The organism is Halomonas sp. 113 (assembly GCF_904067645.1).
GTDB lineage: Bacteria > Pseudomonadota > Gammaproteobacteria > Pseudomonadales > Halomonadaceae > Vreelandella > Vreelandella titanicae.
Map to the genome: position 1 here is coordinate 1,144,884 of NZ_LR881453.1, position 18,386 is coordinate 1,163,269.

14 protein-coding genes are annotated in these 18,386 nt (G+C 54.0%); 8 read left to right on the forward strand and 6 right to left on the reverse strand.

The window, feature by feature from the left end:
• The first annotated feature begins 210 nt into the window (after positions 1-210).
• The 4 genes from YERSI8AC_RS05410 to YERSI8AC_RS05425 all read left to right on the forward strand — a co-directional run bounded on the left by YERSI8AC_RS05410 (position 211) and on the right by YERSI8AC_RS05425 (position 6,506).
• Positions 211-2,976 (forward strand): nitrate reductase, encoded by a 2,766-nt coding sequence (locus tag YERSI8AC_RS05410; RefSeq protein WP_159176272.1) that lies wholly within the window; start codon positions 211-213, stop codon positions 2,974-2,976.
• On the forward strand, positions 2,936-3,835 hold the full coding sequence (cobA, locus tag YERSI8AC_RS05415; RefSeq protein ID WP_159176273.1) for a uroporphyrinogen-III C-methyltransferase: 900 nt from the start codon (positions 2,936-2,938) through the stop codon (positions 3,833-3,835). Before YERSI8AC_RS05410 ends, cobA begins: the two co-directional genes overlap by 41 nt.
• Before the next feature lie 77 nt (positions 3,836-3,912).
• Complete coding sequence (locus YERSI8AC_RS05420) at positions 3,913-4,722, forward strand: formate/nitrite transporter family protein (protein ID WP_008957727.1); 810 nt, start codon at positions 3,913-3,915, stop codon at positions 4,720-4,722.
• 68 nt (positions 4,723-4,790) lie between these two features.
• Positions 4,791-6,506: a bifunctional protein-serine/threonine kinase/phosphatase gene (locus YERSI8AC_RS05425; RefSeq protein ID WP_159176274.1), complete on the forward strand. Its 1,716-nt coding sequence runs from the start codon at positions 4,791-4,793 to the stop codon at positions 6,504-6,506.
• 21 nt (positions 6,507-6,527) lie between these two features.
• On the opposite strand, the gene YERSI8AC_RS05430 is transcribed toward YERSI8AC_RS05425, so the two are convergent.
• Positions 6,528-7,787: an MFS transporter gene (locus YERSI8AC_RS05430; protein WP_159176275.1), complete on the reverse strand. Its 1,260-nt coding sequence runs from the start codon at positions 7,785-7,787 to the stop codon at positions 6,528-6,530.
• 90 nt (positions 7,788-7,877) lie between these two features.
• Here YERSI8AC_RS05430 and dkgB point away from each other — a divergent pair, with 90 nt between their 5' ends.
• Positions 7,878-8,696 carry a 2,5-didehydrogluconate reductase DkgB gene (dkgB, locus tag YERSI8AC_RS05435; protein ID WP_053856855.1) on the forward strand — a complete coding sequence of 273 codons (819 nt, stop codon included), beginning with the start codon at positions 7,878-7,880 and terminating at the stop codon, positions 8,694-8,696.
• A 110-nt stretch (positions 8,697-8,806) separates the two neighbouring features.
• Positions 8,807-8,956 carry an alternative ribosome rescue factor ArfA gene (gene arfA / locus YERSI8AC_RS05440; protein WP_008957724.1) on the forward strand — a complete coding sequence of 50 codons (150 nt, stop codon included), beginning with the start codon at positions 8,807-8,809 and terminating at the stop codon, positions 8,954-8,956.
• A gap of 167 nt (positions 8,957-9,123) precedes the next feature.
• Here the strand turns inward: arfA and YERSI8AC_RS05445 are convergent, their stop codons facing one another.
• Together YERSI8AC_RS05445 and YERSI8AC_RS05450 are read right to left on the reverse strand one after the other, a co-directional pair.
• On the reverse strand, positions 9,124-9,372 hold the full coding sequence (locus YERSI8AC_RS05445) for a hypothetical protein (RefSeq protein WP_008957723.1): 249 nt from the start codon (positions 9,370-9,372) through the stop codon (positions 9,124-9,126).
• A gap of 280 nt (positions 9,373-9,652) precedes the next feature.
• On the reverse strand, positions 9,653-10,381 hold the full coding sequence (locus YERSI8AC_RS05450; RefSeq protein WP_159176276.1) for a response regulator transcription factor: 729 nt from the start codon (positions 10,379-10,381) through the stop codon (positions 9,653-9,655).
• Between the two features lie 165 nt (positions 10,382-10,546).
• Between YERSI8AC_RS05450 and YERSI8AC_RS05455 the strand changes: the two genes are divergently transcribed.
• Positions 10,547-11,065 carry a molybdopterin-dependent oxidoreductase gene (locus YERSI8AC_RS05455; protein WP_022520682.1) on the forward strand — a complete coding sequence of 173 codons (519 nt, stop codon included), beginning with the start codon at positions 10,547-10,549 and terminating at the stop codon, positions 11,063-11,065.
• 18 nt (positions 11,066-11,083) lie between these two features.
• Positions 11,084-13,324 carry an ATP-binding protein gene (locus tag YERSI8AC_RS05460; protein ID WP_159176277.1) on the forward strand — a complete coding sequence of 747 codons (2,241 nt, stop codon included), beginning with the start codon at positions 11,084-11,086 and terminating at the stop codon, positions 13,322-13,324.
• 7 nt (positions 13,325-13,331) lie between these two features.
• Here the strand turns inward: YERSI8AC_RS05460 and YERSI8AC_RS05465 are convergent, their stop codons facing one another.
• From YERSI8AC_RS05465 to YERSI8AC_RS05475, 3 genes are all read right to left on the reverse strand, one after another.
• Positions 13,332-14,498: an EAL domain-containing response regulator gene (locus YERSI8AC_RS05465; protein WP_159176278.1), complete on the reverse strand. Its 1,167-nt coding sequence runs from the start codon at positions 14,496-14,498 to the stop codon at positions 13,332-13,334.
• 139 nt (positions 14,499-14,637) lie between these two features.
• Positions 14,638-16,314, reverse strand: a complete 1,677-nt coding sequence (locus YERSI8AC_RS05470; RefSeq protein WP_159176279.1) for a methyl-accepting chemotaxis protein — start codon at positions 16,312-16,314, stop codon at positions 14,638-14,640.
• Between the two features lie 165 nt (positions 16,315-16,479).
• Positions 16,480-18,342, reverse strand: coding sequence for an ABC transporter ATP-binding protein (locus YERSI8AC_RS05475; RefSeq protein ID WP_159176280.1), 1,863 nt, complete (start codon positions 18,340-18,342; stop codon positions 16,480-16,482).
• Between the last annotated feature and the right edge of the window lie 44 nt (positions 18,343-18,386).

Here is an 18,386-nt window from a genome sequence, read left to right on the forward strand (position 1 = left end):
GAAAATGTGTAGCTGTTAGTAAATCTTCATTTGTTTGAAGAGACTATTGTAAAGAGTAATGCACCGATGAAGGTGCGCTGTGGCAACGACGTCCAGCCCTCTTCTCTTAATGCGTTTATATAGCGCATTAGAGAATGGGACTGGGCGTTTTTTTATGCCCGCCATTTATATACGTATATACGGCGTTCAGGTTCGACCCGAGGAGGTGTTATGCGAGGGGCAAAAGCAGGGCAGCAGTCCACAACGACGCAGCAAGCCAAAACCACCTGCCCCTATTGCGGCGTTGGCTGTGGCGTGACGGCAACCGTTGAAGCGGGCACGCTGAGCGCTGTAGAAGGCGACCGCGAGCATCCGGCGAACTTCGGGCGGCTGTGTGTCAAAGGTTCTGCGCTACATGAAACCTTGGGACAACAGGGGCGGCTGACTCACCCTCGCGTTGATGGTGTTGAGGTCTCCTGGGACACCGCCCTAAGCACTACTACCGAACGCTTAAACACCCTACGGGCCGAGTATGGCAACCACAGTGTGGCAGCGTACCTATCCGGTCAGCTGCTGACTGAAGACTACTACGTGGCCAATAAGCTGTTTAAAGGATTTTTAGGCACGCCCCATTTAGATACTAACTCAAGGCTGTGTATGGCCTCAGCGGTGGTTGGCTACAAGCGCGCCTTCGGTGCCGATGCGGTGCCGTGTAACTACGAGGATTTGGAAGAGGCGGAACTGATCGTGTTGGTGGGTTCCAACTTGGCTTGGAATCACCCGGTACTTTACCAGCGCATCAAAGTGGCCAAAGAGCGCAATCCATTGATGCGTTTGGTGGTGATCGATCCGCGCGTCACCGACAGCTGCGAAATCGCCGACCTCTACCTGGGGATTAAGCCAGGCAGCGATGCTTACCTGTTTAACGGCTTGCTGGCGTGGATGGCGCAGCGTCGCAGGCTTGATACCCTCTACCTTGAGCGCCACACCGAAGGGTTTGACGATGCTCTGGCGGCGGCCCAGCAAACCGCGGGCTCAGTGGCGGAGGTAGCGGCGGCCTGTGATGTTGACCCCGAGCGACTGGAAACCTTCTACTACTGGTTTGCCAGCCAGCTGCATGTGGTTACCCTCTACTCTCAGGGCGTTAATCAATCCGCCAGTGGTACCGATAAGTGCAACGCGATTATTAACTGTCACTTGGCTGGCGGCAAAATCGGTTTACCGGGGGCAGGGCCGTTCTCGATTACCGGCCAGCCCAACGCCATGGGTGGGCGCGAAGTAGGCGGGCTGGCCAACCAGCTAGCCGCGCATATGGATTACCACACCCCAGGCGCCCTCGATCTAGTCAGCCGCTTTTGGACTACCGACAGCCTTACACCGATCCTGCCGGAAGGGCCCGGTTATAAAGCAGTGGAGCTGTTTGAGGCCATTGAGCGTGGCGAAATAAAAGCGCTGTGGGTGATGGCCACCAATCCCGCGATTAGCCTTCCCGATGCTGCGCGGGTGCGTGCTGCGCTGGAAAAATGTCCGCTGGTGATTGTTTCCGAGTGCGCTGCCCATACCGATCTGCTGCCTTATGCCGATATCGTGCTGCCAGCCTCGGGGTGGTCGGAAAAAGATGGCACCGTGACTAACTCCGAGCGGCGCATTTCTCGCCAGCGGGGCATGCTGCCGCCCCCGGGTGAAGCCCGCCACGACTGGTGGATAATGTGTGAGGTGGCGAAACGGTTGGGGTTTGCTGAGGCGTTTAACTACGCGCACCCCTGGGAGATTTTCGACGAGCACGCCAAGCTCTCTGGGTTTGAAAACGGAGTTGATAACAGCACGGTGCCCGGCAACCCGCAGCGGTTGTTTGATATATCGGGTTTGGTGGGCCTGGGCCGGGATGGCTACGACGCCTTAGCCCCCATTCAATGGCCGGTCACAAAGGCCGCACCCCATGGCACTGCGCGGCTGTTTGAGGATGGCGAGTTTGCCACCGCCAATGGTCGCGCCAAGCTGCTGGCGATCAAGCCCCAAGGGCCTGAGCAGGCGCTGAGCGCCGCTTATCCGCTGCGTCTGAACACCGGCCGGATTCGTGACCAGTGGCACACCATGACCCGTACCGCTCGCTCACCGCGGTTAATGAATCACCGCGCCGAACCCTTTATGGATGTTCACCCAGAGGATGCCCACACTGCCGGTGTAACCGATCAAGGGCTGGCGGTGTTAACCGCCGAGAAAGGCGAATTTCGCGCTCGGGTGCGGGTCTCCAATGCCCAACGCCGCGGTGAGGTCTTCGTACCCATCCACTGGGCTGACTGCTTCACCCAGCAGGCCAGAAGCAGCGCGCTGATCGACAGCATTACCGATCCGCTCTCTGGGCAGCCAGAATCGAAGCACGGCGCCGTGGCGCTGGCGCCGCTTGCTACTGATTGGCAGGCTACTCTACTGATCGCCGAAGGGGCAACGGAATCAACACCTTGGTGCACCAGTGCCTACTGGACACGTATTCCCATGCGCGGCTGCCAACGCTGGCAGCTTGCCAATACGCAGTCGGTTAATGACTGGTTGGCGCAACTGAAAACGTGGCTGCCCGGCGACGTATCGGTTATCAGCCAAGACCCTACTAACGGACGTCTGCGTGCCGCCTGTGTGGAAAGCGGTCAATTGCGCTGGTGGCTGATGGTTGGCCCGCCCAAAGAGTTGCCAGGGTTGGCGTGGCTGGAAGCGCGTTTTAACGAGGCGGCGCTGAGCGATACCCACCGCCGCCGCCTATTGGCGGGCTGCGACGACGGTGCTGCGGATACCGGCCCGGTGGTATGTAGTTGCCACCAAGTAGGCCAAACCACCATCGTCAATGCGATCCGCGAGGGCGACACCAGCGTAGAAGCGTTGGGCGCCAGGCTCGCCTGCGGCACCCAGTGCGGTAGCTGTATTCCCGAATTGAAATCACTTATTGAAGAGGAGCGGCCCAATGCCCGCACTAAGCAACCCCTTGCTACAGAAGTGGTTTAACGCCTTTATGCGGTTATCGCACCGCGCGCTAACGCCGTTGGTTCAGCATGGGGCTGGCATACGTTTGCCACTACGCGGCGAGTGCTGCGCCGGGCAAGTTTACCTGGTCGGGGCAGGCAGCGGCGATGCGGAGCTGTTAACCCTCAAGGCCGCACGCTTACTGATGCAGGCCGACGCCGTCGTGTATGACCGCTTGGTAGGGGATGACGTGCTGGCGCTGATTCCTAGCGGCAGCGAACGCTACTACGTTGGCAAAGCCCGCGGCCACCACAGTGTACCCCAAACGGAGATCGGCGAGCTGATGGTAAAACTCGCCCGGGAAGGTAAATCGGTGGTGCGTCTGAAGGGCGGTGATCCGGCGGTATTCGCGCGGATGGGCGAAGAGCTGGATGCCCTGGCCGCCGCAGAGATCCCCGCTGCCATTGTGCCTGGGATTACCGCGGCCTCTGCTGCCGCTGCCTGCTTGGGCATTCCGCTCACTGATCGCGGTCATGCGCAGCAACTGCGCTTTGTGACTGCCCAGCTATGCCGCGAAGACGGTACGCCGGATTGGGCATCGCTGGCGCGCAAGGATGAAACCCTGGTGTTTTATATGGGGCTTTCAAAAGTGAGTGCAATTTGCCACGGCCTACGCCAAGCAGGCCTGCCGGATGAGTGGCCGGTCATGCTGGTGGCTAACGCCAGCCAGAGTGATCAGCAGTCGCTGGTGGGCTCGCTGGCGGATATGCCCGAAAAACTCGCCGCAACTCCCTTACCGTCACCCTGTTTGATTGTGGTGGGCAGTGTGGTGCAAAGAGTCGCCACGACGCCCGCTGTCCTAGCCACCAATTTTTGCGCTACACAGCAAACCACGCCTTAACGGCAGGGTTCGCGGTACTCGTTTTATTCTTCTGACCCTTCTATCCCTTAAAACTCACAACAAAGGAAACGCTCTCTATGTCCTACTTATTGCCTGCCGAATTTGCCACCAAGATGGTCGATGCTGGCGAAGCCAAGCTTCACATGTCTACCCGTGATGCGCTGATTCGCGCTTTTATGGCGGGGGCTATTTTGGCCATCGCGGCGGTGTTTGCGGTGACCGTAGCGGTGCAAACCGGCTACCCGATTATCGGCGCCATCCTGTTTCCGGTGGGTTTCTCGATACTTTATCTAATGGGCTTTGATCTGTTGACCGGGGTGTTTGTGTTAACGCCGCTGGCGTGGCTGGATAAACGACCTGGGGTGACGATTAATCGTATTCTCAAGCACTGGGGTATTGTGTTTATCGGTAATTTTGGTGGGGCATTAACGGTCGCCTTTCTCATGGCGATTGTGTTCACCTACGGCTTTAGCACCGAACCCAGCGAAGTGGGGCGGGTCATTGGTGAAGTGGGCGAAGGGCGCACGGTTGGTTATAAAGAGTATGGCGCTGGCGGCATGGCGACGATTTTTATTCGCGGCATACTGTGCAACTGGATGGTGTCGCTGGGGGTAGTGGGGGCAATGATCTCAACCACGGTGAGCGGTAAGGTCATTGCCATGTGGATGCCGATTATGCTGTTCTTCGGTATGGGCTTTGAGCACTCGGTGGTCAACATGTTCCTGTTCCCATCTGGGCTGATGATGGGCGGTAACTTCTCGATTATGGATTACCTGATCTGGAACGAAATTCCGGTAGTGCTGGGTAACTTGATCGGTGGCCTAGCGCTAACTGGCCTGACTCTCTACACCACCCACGTGCGTACCGCGCCGCAAAAAGCCCTATGATCTGATAGGCAGCAGTTTGTCATTAACCAAGCCTTCGCTCCGGCGGAGGCTTTTTTAGGGGAAGCATAATGGCAGCGCTGACCATTTCGCTCGGCCAGCACTCTGATAAAGGGCGCAAGCCAAGTAATCAGGATTTTTACGGCGCTTATTTACCCAGCGACTCCCAGCGCGCCACCAAAGGGATTGCGATCGCGTTAGCGGATGGGATCAGCAGCAGCGAAGTGAGCCGGGAAGCGAGCGAAGCAGCAGTGGGCGGTTTCTTAACAGACTACTACGCCACCCCCGCCACCTGGGCGGTTAAAACCTCCGCCCAGCGGGTGCTGCAGGCCACCAATGCATGGCTTTATGCCCAAACCCGGCAGAGCCAGTATCGCTATAACCTGGATCGTGGCTATGTGTGTACCCTCAGCGCGATGGTGATTAAATCCACCACTGCGCACCTGTTTCACGTTGGCGATAGCCGTATCTATCAGCTCGCCGGCAATACGCTGGAGCCACTGACCGAGGATCATCGCTTCTGGGCATCCCGGGAAGTCAGTCATTTAAGCCGCGCCATGGGGGCTAGCCAGCACCTGGAGTTGGATTATTCCTCGGTATCGCTGAGTGTGGGCGATGTGTTTGTACTCACTACCGACGGTGTTTATGAGTGGCTAACCGGCGCTGAAATGGCCGCGCTGATTCATGCCCATTGGGGCGATCTCGATGCGGCGGCTGAGGCGCTAATCGCGGCTGCCATCGATCATGGCAGCGATGACAACCTCACCGTGCAAATTGTGCGCATTGATTCGCTGCCTGAGCGCCACGCTAATGAACTCTACGCGGCGCTGAGCACACTGCCGTCACCGTCTGAATTGCGCGCAGGAAGTGAGCTGGATGGCTACCGCATTGTGCGTCAACTGCATGCCAGCAGCCGCAGCCATGTCTACCTGGCGGAAGAGGTAGCGAGTGGCGAGAAGGTGGCACTTAAAACCCTCTCAACCGAGCTAAGCCAAGACTCGGCGAGTATCGAGCGGTTTGTGCGCGAAGAGTGGATTGCCCGACGCATCGATAATCAGCACGTGCTTAAAGCCCCCGCCCAAGAGCGCCCTCGCCGCTACCTTTACACCGTGCTGGCGTATATCGAAGGGCAAACCCTGACCCAGTGGATGCGTGACCACCCCAACGCCGAATTAGCCAGCGTTCGTCCCATCGTCGAGCAGATTGCCAAGGGGCTACGCGCCTTTCATCGCCTGGAAATGCTGCATCAGGATTTACGCCCCGATAACGTCATGATCGATAGCCACGGAACGGTGAAGCTGATCGACTTTGGTGCTGCCAAGGTGTCGGGTATCGCCGAAGAGGTCAGTGAGGCTAGCGAAGATATTCTAGGCACCGCTCAGTACAGCGCTCCGGAGTATTTTCTGGGTGAAGGTGGTACGCCCCGTTCGGATCAGTACTCACTGGCAGTGATTACCTATCAGATGCTAACCGGAACGCTGCCCTATGGCACCGAGGTGGCCAAAACTCGCACTCGGGCAGCGCAGCATAAGCTTGCCTACCAATCGGCGCTTAGCGAGAACCGTGAACTGCCCGCTTGGGTAGATGAGGTGCTCAAAAAGGCACTACATCCCAATCCCCACAAACGTTTTTCGGCACTTTCGGAGTTTATTTTCGAGCTACGCTCGCCAAGCCAAGAAGTGCTGAAACGTGCCCAATTACCGCTGCTGGAGCGCGACCCGGTGCTGTTCTGGAAGGGCGTATCGCTAGCGCTGGCTATTGTGGTGATTGCTCTGTTAGTGCGTTAAGGATGGTGGGATGCAGTGTTATCAGCGCGCATCGTCAAAACGGTCAACCCGGCGCAAGGTTGGGAACAGCTTCATCCAGGCGCCGACCACCGCCAAAGTGCCCACGCCGCCAATAATGGCCGCTGGCACTACGCCAAACCCTGCCGCCATGCTGCCCGCGCGGAACTCACCTAGCTCATTGCTGGAACCGATAAACAGCATGTTGACGGCATTCACGCGGCCGCGCATCTCATCTGGGGTGGCAAGCTGAATCAGCGTCATGCGCACGTAGACGCTAATCATATCGGCGGCGCCCGCCACCAACATGGCTATCAGGGAGAGCCAAAAAATCGTTGAAACGGCGAACACCAGATTCGCAATGCCAAAAATCGCCACTGCCATAAACATTACCCACCCGGCGCGGCGCTGAATGCCGCGGATGCCTAAGTAGAGCCCCATTAGGAGGGCTCCCACCGCAATAGCGCTACGCAGCGCGCCTAACCCTTCCGGCCCAACGTGCAGCACTTCCTGGGCGTAGATAGGCAGTAGCGCCACGACGCCACCCAATAACACGGCAAACAGATCCAACGAAATGGCGCCCAAAATAATCGGCTGATGGCGGATGTAACGAATACCTGCGGTAAAGCGCTTTATGGCAGTGCTTTCCAGTATTTTGGCGGTTTCAGCGTAGCGAATGGGCACCGGGAGCAGCAGCACAAGTGCCGCAATAAAACAGCCTAAACACACGCCGTAGGCAAGGCTGCCACCGCCTAACCCATACAGAATGCCGCCCAATAACGGGCCGGCGATCACGGCAATTTTCATAATAGAGCTATTCAAGGCAATCGCAGAGGCAAGCTGCGCCCGGGGCACAATATTGGGCAGCAAGCTTTGTAAGGCAGGACCGGTAAAGGCGCGTGCGGCACCAAACAGCGCCAGAACAGCGTAATAGCCGCCCACATTATGACTTTCATTCAGCGAAAGGGTCAGCAGCAGGGCGCTGCATAGCCCTTGCACCAACCAGCTAAGTTGCAAAATACGTTTGCGCGAGAAGCGATCAACGAAATCCCCTGCAGGTAGCAGCAATAGCACCATTGGCAGGAACTGCGCCAAACCCACATAGGCCAGTGCCATCGGGTCCCGGGTGATATCGTAAACCTGCCAAGCCACTACAATGGCCTGAATCTGCATGGCAAATACCGCGGCTAATCGCGACAGCAAAAAACTTAAAAAGCCTGATTGGCGGTGAAGCGGGAGTAAGGGCGCTTCGTCGCGGGCGGATGTTTCGTTAGCGAAGGTCATGGCGTCATCATGGTAAGAGTTTCAATAGCAAAGGGTTGAAGTGGTGCCGTAACCACCCCATATTAGTTAACACGCTATCAATAGAAAAGGATGTTAATGATGCAAACTGTGATGCCTAACCCCGGTTTTGGTACTTTTCGCCTGGAAGGCGATACACTCAAGCAGAGTATCCACGCAGCGCTTGAGGCCGGGTATCGGCACATCGACACGGCACAGTTTTATGGCAATGAAAAAGGGGTAGGGGAGGCGATTCGCGACAGCAGCGTGCCACGCCGCGATATTTTCCTAACCACCAAGGTGTGGTTCGATAATCTTGAGCCCGCAACGCTTAAAGCCAGCGTGGACGAAAGCCTGCAGAAATTAGGCACCGATTACGTTGACCTGCTGCTGATCCACTGGCCCTCCCCCGAGGATGAAGTGCCGATGGTCGATTACCTGACGGCGCTAAAAGAGGTCAAAGCCGAGGGTAAAGCGCGCAATATCGGCATTTCCAACTTTACCATCGCACAGGTGGACGAAGCGGTTAGCATTCTGGGTAAAGGTGAAATTCTCACCAATCAGATCGAGGTTCATCCTTTCTTACAGAACCGTAAACTGGTCGATCACTGCGAGCAGCATGGCATTCAAATTACTGCCTTTATGCCCCTGGCCGTGGGTAAAGTCATGGATGACCCAACCCTTAAGCAGATCGCCGACGCGCATAACGCCACGCCCGCGCAAATTGCCCTTGCTTGGGTAAAACAGCGCAATATGATTACGATTCCTTCATCGACCAAGGCGCGAAATATTCAAAGCAACATTGCCGCCTTTGACTTAGTCTTGAGCGACAGCGAGATGACGGAAATCGCCAAGTTGGATCGTAAAGAGCGTATCGCCAACCCTGAAATAGCGCCGCTCTGGGATGAGTAAGAGGAATGAATAACCAGGACTTGAAACGCTAAACGATGAACTTCAATTAATAGTATGTATCGTAGTGGGTGCCTGCCCAGGCAGGCATCTTTAAAAGAATGGAGAAAACGATGAAACAGCGCAAGATAAAAGACAACGCTTTAAAAGCGCAGCTGCGAACGCCGATGTTTAAAATGCAGCAGCAAACCCCGAAAAAAGGTAAAGGGAGCTACTCCCGGAAAGGACGCAATTCTCTGGGAGGGCATCGCCAAGCCGCCTAACCCGGCGTTTTGGCGATGCCTTCCCCAGGCATCTCTGCACAGTATTCCCCATGCTGTGCAATATCCCATCAGCTTGGCCGATCCAATGGATCGGCTTTTTTTATTGCGCGCCAGGCGTGGCACGCCACTGAAAACGCCCCGGCCACTTCCTGCGACCGGGGCGTTGGCTATGCCAACCTACTCCCACAGTGTGGACATTTTTCGTAGGCATCGCGGGTTTCAGCCTGATGGCGTTGGTTGCGCTGACTTGGTTCCTCTACACCATGAATGGATACCAGCTGGCCCTGCTCCCAGCGTAAACCGATATCTTTTAACAGGTGCGGGTCATGAAAGCGCGGGTCTTCGTAAAAGCGCCGCTGGGTACGATAGTGGGTGAAAGCGCTGAGTAGTTTGCGGGTAATGGTTGCGATTGCCATGGGGTCGGTCTCCTGGGTTAGGAGGCCGGGCAACATCGCGATCAGGGAGTCTCAAAGGTAACGATAAAACAACATGGCCGCGACACTTGCCGCGGCCAATTTCCTCTTTACATCTCTGGCGCGCGACAATAATAAGCTGATACCGCATTATTAATAATGCGATGCAGCTTATTCATTCGTGTCGCGGGGATTTGCCAGCGCATGAGAAGGTCTCTGAAAAAGTTTCGTTAATAAAAAAGAACTGCCCCTTAAAGGGGAGCTCTTATGTTTTAACCGATGCTTATATGAGCGTCAATCTATTTAGCGACTTGTTCAAGGTGGGGGGCTGGCAAGTTTCCATGCGATACCCCGATTGGTAAACGCTACGTAGACGCAGGCCATGCCGACCATCCAGTTCCAGCTTGCGGCGTAGGCGGCTTACGTGGGTGTCAACGGTACGCGTCGAAATATCCCCTTTAATGCCCCACACCAGTTCTAGTAAGTGTGCACGGGTAATTAGCTCACCCATTTTAGAGAAAAACAGCGTGGCTAACCGATATTCACGTTCGGTTAAATCAATGGCGTCGCCCGCCACGCTGATGTAGTGCTCATCGGTATGCAGGGTAAATATCTCGGGACAGGCCGGTGCAGGGCGCGGTGTGGCATAGCCAGAGCGTCTACCTAACGCGCTCACTCTGGCAATCAGCTCACTGGGGCGAAGGGGCTTGGCGAGAAAATCATCGGCGCCTCGCTCCAGGGCTTCTACAACATCGTCTTCGCCCTGGCTGGCGGTAATAAACAGGATTGGCCCACGCCAGCTGTCGTGCTGGCGAAGATGAGCAACCACATCCATGCCGTCGCTGTCGGGCAGGCGCCAATCGATAATGAGCAGGTCAAAGGTGTGCTGCTGCGTCGCACGGCGAAGCTCGCTGGAGCGACTAAACAGCGAGACTTGGTGTTCTGCCGTTAGTAGACACTGCTCAATAAAGGCCTGCTGATCCAGGTCATCTTCAAGTACGCCAATATGCATAGTGATTCCCCGCATTATCGTCTTATAAGCGCCATATGCGTAATAGCTACAAACTCATACATTAAGCTTAGTTGAGGATGATGCGTTGACACAAAGGTTCACAGTTAACCTTTCACGGCCGATATACAATGCTTGCACTGTAATCGATTCCCATTGAGGTGCAGCATGATACGTCGTCCTATGTTGGTTAAATTCGCGGTTTTCATCGTCGTGGCGGGACTTGCCTCGCTATCGGCCCATGCTATCGCCCTGGAACCACCTAAAGGCGCTGTGATATTGGTGGTCAGCGGTAATGTGGGCCAGGCAAACGTGGGGGATGAGGCTCATTTTGACAAAGCGATGCTAGAAGCCTTGGCGCAGCACGAAACAATTACTCATACGCCCTGGTACGATGGCGCAGTAAGCTTCTCTGGCCCATTGGGGCGAGCTATATTGGAAGCCGCCGGTGCTGAGGGCAGAAGCATGCGTGTAGTGGCACTCAATGAGTATGCGTCGACGATACCCGTCAGCGATTTTGAGAATTATGATGTGATTTTTGCTATGCAGGCGAACGGCCAAGCACTCCGTGTTCGCGATCAGGGGCCGCTATTTGTTATTTACCCCTTTGACCAGCACCCTGAACTTTTGAACGAAGAAATTCTTATGCGCTCGGTGTGGCAGGTGGCGCGCATCGACGTTGAATAAAACAACCGGGTAATTGCCATGCTGGCCTTTCTGAAGTTCTATTTTTCCCGCAGCACCAGGATCGCTACTTTTACAGCGATCCTTTTTTTTCTTTCTGCACTAACCACCGGTGGGGTTATTTATAACCGTCAGCATGCGTTGGAAAATCGTCTGCTCGAAAACTTGCTTTGGGCCGGATATCAGTTTGATCGAGAGGTGCGCGAGTTTCGGTTAACGCTATTGGAAGCAAGATCTGATAATGCCAGCGTTGATGACGTGCTGCTTCGATATGAAATTCTATTTAGTCGACAGTCACTTTTTTTTCAAGGTGAAATCGGTAAAGTCGTGGCTAAACTGGAAGGCGTTGAGGGGGTAACTCGCCATACTGAAGAGCTGGTTCTAGAGATGGAAACGCTGCTTGAACCGCTTTGGGATGACCCTTCTGAATTAACTAGCGCCCTAATCGCTACTCTCTTGGAGAGATCGGAAAGCCTCCAGCAGTTCACTGGCACTATCCTTATTGAAACCAACGCGCATGTCTCCCGTATGCGCAGCGATGAGCGTCGGATATTGACGCAGCTATATGGTCTAGTATTACTGCTCATTACGCTGCTCATGTTGTCTGGGGGCATGCTGGTTCGCGCTCTGATTCTGGAAAGCCGTTCAAGTGATCACAAGGCACAGGCATTAGAAGCCAAGAGTAAAGAACTGAACGAGGCCGCCAAGCAAGCAGAGAAAGCGAGCCTGGCAAAATCTGAGTTTATGGCGGTGATGAGCCATGAAATTAGAACTCCATTAAATGGTGTCGTGGGTATGGCGGATTTGTTAAGCGAGGAGGTTAAAACAACAAGTGCTGAGACTTATTTAGCCGCTCTTAAGCGCAGTGCGGAGAGTCTACGCGCGGTGATCAACGATATTCTCGACTACACCAAAATTGAGTCGGGGCGCCTCGACCTGGATATCCAGCCGTTTGATCTTCACCAATGCATCGACCAGCTTTGTGAAAGCTATACCCTCCGCGAACCAAAGGCGAAGGTCTCCTTTAGTTACGCTATCGACCCGGCGCTGCCCCGTTATGTGCTGGGAGACATCGCGCGGCTGCGCCAAGTCATGATGAATTTAATCAATAATGCCTTGAAGTTCACGGAAGAGGGGTTCGTCAAATGCCAGATAAAACCTCTTGGAGACGATAATATTCTTATGGAGGTACACGATACTGGCTGTGGTATCGCGGAAGCGGATCAAGCACAGCTGTTCTCGGCGTTCTCGCAAGTGGATACCTCAATGGCGCGTCGTCACGAAGGCACGGGGCTTGGGCTCGCAATCTGTAAGCGGTTGGTCGATGCCATGCAGGGCGAGATAGGTGTTAACAGCCAGCAGGGGCTCGGCAGTCGATTCTGGTTTACCGTCAGCCTGCCGGAAACCGAACCTTTGGCCATTTACCAAAGCGGTGAACACCCGCCAGCAATGCCCTCCCATCACCATATCTTGGTGGTAGAGGATAACCCGCTAAATCAAACGGTGGCACGCGTCATGCTTGAGCGCCTTGGCCAGCAGGTATCGGTTGCAGAGAACGGCCAGGAAGCGCTCGATCAGTTGAAAGCAGACCATGGTCGATTTGATTTGGTGTTAATGGATATGCAGATGCCTAAGCTGGATGGCACGGAAACCACCCAACGCTGGCGCGATTATGAAGCTGTGCATCAACTGCCTAAGTTGCCCATAGTGGCGATGACCGCCAATGTGATGCCTGAGCACCGAGAGCGCTGCATTCAAAGCGGCATGGACGATATGATTCACAAGCCTTTTACGCGCGATGAGTTGCATCAGGTGATTGGCCGCTATCTGTTAAATGATGAAAGCATTGAATCTGTCAGTATTCACGCTACCGTTCCTATTAAAAGCCCCGAATCGCTGGGTGATAGCGCTGGGGCAGTTCAAGTACTCGATAAGCGTCTTTGCGAAGAGCTGCAAAGTACCTTTGAACCCAAGGCACTGGATGCGCTGCTGACCACGTTTTTAACACGGCTTGGTGAACGTATCGCTCGCTTGAATGCCTACTGGCAGTCAGAGGATCGACAAGCCTTGTGCCTAGAAGCCCATTCACTAAAGGGTGCCGCTTCCTCTCTAGGCTGTGCTGCGATTGCTGAGCAAGCAAGCCAATTGGAGCAAGCAGCGCTAGAAGCCCCATTAAGCGAATTGATGATCTATCTGGAGCGTTTAGTTGCTCTTGAGGCCACTACTAAGCTGGCTTTGGAGCAAGAAAGCATGTTCGTTTGATGCGTTCTTAGGGTGCGGACGGTGAGTACTCGCGTAACCAGGTGTTGAAAGCGTCGGCGGTTAACGGGTGTGCAATACCGTAGCCTTGTCCAACAGTGCACCCGGCTTCAACAAGCCGAGTGAACTGTGCCGACGTTTCGATACCTTCGGCGACAACAGTCAGTCCCAGGCGTTTGCCTAAATCGACAATCGACTCTGTTATCACCAGTGCCTCTTTGTCCTGATCTATCAGTGAGACAAAGCTACGGTCAATTTTGAGCTCGCTGAAAGGCAACCGATAGAGCTGTGTCAGCGAAGAGTGGCCGGTACCAAAGTCATCTAACGCCAGTTTGCAGCCCCGTTGTCGCAACGCTTTGAGCACGTAGCTAGCGTAGCCCAAGCACTCAACCCCCGCTGTTTCGGTGAGTTCCAGGGTGATCTTGCTAAGCACAGCATGATGCGCTTGGGTGAGTTGATCAAACGCGTCTAGTACGCCTTCTGCTTGAATAAAGGCCGCCGGTATATTTATCGAGACGTCTAAGTCCCACCCTTGTGACAACCATTGGGCTTGCTGCTTCATGGCAAGCTCAATAACGTACCAAGTGAGTGGAAGCATCAGGTCGTTTTGCTCTGCTAGAGGTATAAAACTGTCGGGGTATAGCACGCCGCGTTGAGGGTCCTGCCAGCGTACCAGCGCTTCAACGCCAATAACCTGCCCTTGTTGAGTGCCTTGTTGCAGGCTTATTTGGGGTTGAAAAGCTAGAAAAAGCTGTTGTTCACGAATGGCCTTCGCCAATTCAACTCTTGTAGGCGCTTTGGGCGCTTTTTTTAATGGCCCCAAAAATGTCGTTAGACCGGTGAGTAGCTTGGATTTAGATAGGAAACCTAACATTTTCAAGCCTTTTGCTTCACCTGCTGCAAGCGCATGCGCGGCAGTTTCTTCCGCATAATTGCTAATTAATAAAATTGAAGCGTTTAAGCGTAAATCATAAAGATATTCCAGAATATCAAGGCTCGTAAATTCACCTAGCCCGAGATCAAGCAAGATCAGCTCGACATTGAGTAGGTCGGGTTGGCGCACCAGCTCGCCAAAACTGCTTGCCGTCACCACCTGATAACCGTGCTGGCGTAGTAGCATTCTGCCCAATAGTTGGACATTACAATCATCATCAATAATTAAAGCACCAGACAGCATACATATACCTTTGATGACTACGATGAGCGGCTGCGGCTAGACGAAGAGCTTGCTGAAATGGATGAGCATATAAGCCGGTAACGAAACTTCCTTGGACTCAGTATAAGTCCAAGGAAACTTAGAAGACTAAGGGGATTGCTTAAAACGACTCCCATTCAGGCTGCTGTGAGCTCGCCAAACGACGCGGGTCCTTAGGCGTAGGTGAGGGCTTATTAGCTGTAGGGGCAAGCGCTGCTTTGCCAAGAGCTGGTTGCTCACTAGCATTACTGAGCTTGAAGGCGCCCACTAGCACGCCTAACCGGTCAGCTTGCTCCCTTAGCTCCGCCGCCGCAGCGCTGGACTCTTCTACCATGGAGGCATTGTGTTGGGTCATGCTATCCAGCTCGTTAACTGCGTCATTTACTTGACCGATACCTACACTCTGTTCTTTAGCACCAGCACTGATCTCAGCAATCACGTCCGCCACACGCTCGATGCTTTTTACCATCTCTTGCATGGTGGCGCCGGTTTGTTTCACTTGGTCAACGCCCGATTTTGTGCGGCTTAACGAGGTATTGATCAGAGTGGCAATGTTTTTGGAGGCATCACTTGAACGGCTGGCCAATATACGTACCTCTTGGGCAACTACCGCAAAGCCTCGGCCATGCTCGCCTGCGCGGGCGGCCTCTACAGACGCATTCAGCGCCAGGATATTGGTTTGAAAAGCGATGCTATCAATAAGGTTGACGATGCTGCTGATTTCAGAGGAAGAGTCGTTAATCGTATCCATTGTCTGCTCAACACTGTGCATGGAGTGCAAACCCTGTTGAGCGAGATCCCGGGTTGAAAGTGCCAGCTGGTCAGCTTGCTGGGCAGAATCAGAGGCGTTGTTGACCACTGCTGCGATTTGCTCCATCGAAGCAGAGGTTTGCTGTAAATTCGCAGCTGCTTGCTCAGTACGTGCCGCAAGCTCCTGACTGCCTTTGGCAATTTCAGTAGATGCATGCTGCAGGCTAACGGTACTGCTGCTAACTGACTGAAGCGTATCGTCAATGCGTTTAATAAAGGCATTGAACTGTTGTGCCAATTCACCAATTTCATCACGGCGTTGGCTCTCAATCCGCGCGGTTAAATCGCCATCTCCTTCGGTGATCTCCTTAATACGTCCACTGATTTGGCGGATAGCCCGAGACATCATTAGCGGCCCTAGTAGCGCAATAAGCGTTGCCGCAATAAAGATGATTAAAGCAACAATAATAGTGGATGTTTGCTGCACTTGGATTCTATCTACCACCGCTGCTTCTGCTTGATAAGTGGCTGTCTCAATATTTATTCCCGATACATCATATATGTCACGTAGTGCATTAAAGTCGTCTAATGATGAGCCGGATAGCATCGTTAATGCTGCTGCAGTATTGCCGTTTTGGTGCAGCTCAAAAACACGTGTTGCCTCTTGTTTCCAATCGCTATACAGCGTTTCAAAGTTAGCTAGTTGCTTGGTTAGCTCTGGGTAGTTCTGCATTAGTTCGGCGTAGAGCCCCATGCGGTCATAAGCCTGCTGAGCATTCTCTTCAAACTCGGCGATTAACGCTGTTGCTCGCTCGGAGCTGGGGTCAGATAACAGATACTCAATCTCAGCAACGCGTGCTTGATAAAGGTCACGGTCGCCGTTGAGTGTGGCTGAAGTCGCCGGAATATAGTTGGTGATAAACGTATCTAAACGGCTTTTTACCATATTAACCAGCAGTGCATCGGCTACCACAATAACCAGTAATGCTAACGCAACGCTGATAAAGGCAAGAGCATACTTAACTTTTATCTGATGAAGACGGTTCATATGTGCTACTCCTGTAGTGTCAAACCATGAGAGCACATTACCTTTAAAGTATTAGAAAGGTCGATAGCTTTGTAACGCTTGTGACGTTTGTTCACGTTCGAGGTTTTAATTAGCGTGGTAAGAGTTTAAACATAATTATAATAAGAATTATTAATATTTTAGTGGCTATTTATAACCCGCTGCCTGGAGTTGAAACAGTTTCGCATAGCGGCCTGCAGTGGCCAGGAGTTCTTCATGGGTGCCGCGTTCAACGATATGCCCTTGATCAATAACCAGAATGAGATCAGCGCTGCGTACTGTGGAAAAACGATGAGAGATCAATATCGCCATTTTATCGCGGCTGTGCTCGCGAAAGCGGGCAAATATTTCGGCTTCTGCGGCAGCATCCATGGCAGCGGTAGGTTCATCCAGTACCAAAATGTCCGCGTTTTCGCGCATATACGCTCGGGAGAGGGCAATTTTCTGCCACTGGCCACCAGAGAGCTCTTGGCCATTTTTAAACCAGCGACCCAGCTGGGTTTTGTAGCCGTTGGCCATGCGGGTAATAAACTCATCCGCCATACCGTGACGAGCGGCGTTCTGCCACCTTTCTTGGTCGTTAAAGGCATGCGTATCGCCGACACCAAGGTTTTCGCCCACCTGCAACTGATAGCGCACGAAGTCCTGAAAAATCACCCCGGTGCGTTCACGTAGTGCTTGGGTACTCCAATCCCGCAGGTCGCTACCATCTAACAGAATTCGGCCTTGGGTTGGGTGGTAGAGCCGCGTGAGCAGCTTGATAAGGGTCGTCTTACCCGAGCCGTTTTCGCCTACCAAAGCCAGGCTCTGCCCAGGGCAGAGGTGCAGTGAGATATCGTGAAGAACCGGATCTTGGAGAACAGAGTCGCCGCCAGGGTAGGAGAAGCTAACGTGCTCAAAGCGCAGCCCGTCACCGGGCAGTGCTCCCTGAGTGAGTGTACCGCTCTCTCCCTCCACTGGCTGCTCAAGATACTCATAAAGATTGGAGAGGTAGAGGTTATCCTCGTACATGCCGCTGATCGCGGTGAGGCTTGCGGAGAGCGCGGCCTGACCCTGCTTGAAGACCATCAGGTACATGGTCATCTGACCCAGGGTCAGCGCCCCGGCAATCGTTTCAATCACCACCCAGGCGTAGGCGGCGTAAAAGGTTAAGGTGCCAAGCAGGCCGAGCAGAAACCCCCAGCTTTCACGACGCAAAGTTAGGCGGCGATCCTCTGCAAATAGCTGGGTAAAAATATCCCGGTAGCGCTTGAGAAACAGCCCCTCAAGGCCAAACAGCTTGACCTCTTTAATGCTATCTTCCCGTGCCAGCACCGTCTCTAAATAGATCTGCATACGGGTTTGCGGCGAGCGCCAGCGAAACAGCCTGAAAGCATCGCCCGAGAATTTGGCCTCTGAGATAAATACCGGTAGGGCGCCTGCCACCAAAATCAGCAGCGCCCAAGGGGAGAACTGCACCAGTAGCACGCCGAAGCTACCCAGCGAGATAGCGTTTTGCAGCAGCCCAAAGGTTTTATTCACCAGTGCAAGCGGGCGCGTAGATGCTTCACGGCGCGCTCGCGTGAGCTGGTCGTAAAGCTCTGAATCTTCAAACTGGCTAAGTGACAGTTGTCCCGCTTTCTCCAGAATCATCACATTGACCTTCTGCCCCAGCAGCGCACGCAGCAGTGACTGTTGGGCTGAGAGGCCGCGCTGGGCCAGGGCAATGAGCGCAATAATCACGGCTTCGATCCCCACCAGCGTTAGCACCGGTGTGATGGACGCTAGTAGATTGGGGTCAGTGGCTGCTTGATGGGCCTCCATGGCACTTACCACCCCATCCACAATCAATTGACCCACCCAGGCCGCCACGGCAGGCAGAACCCCTGCGACCAGCGTGCACAGCGCCAGCCCAAGCATCATCCAGCGAGAGGTTTCCCAGACTAAGCCAAGTGCACGTCGGCTATAGCGAAATACGCCAAAAAAGCCGCTTAGTGGTGAGGAAGTCGATTCAGAAGGTGGTGGAGACATAGTTAGGCTGGCAAAAAGTACCGACGAAAAAAAGAGTGCCATGA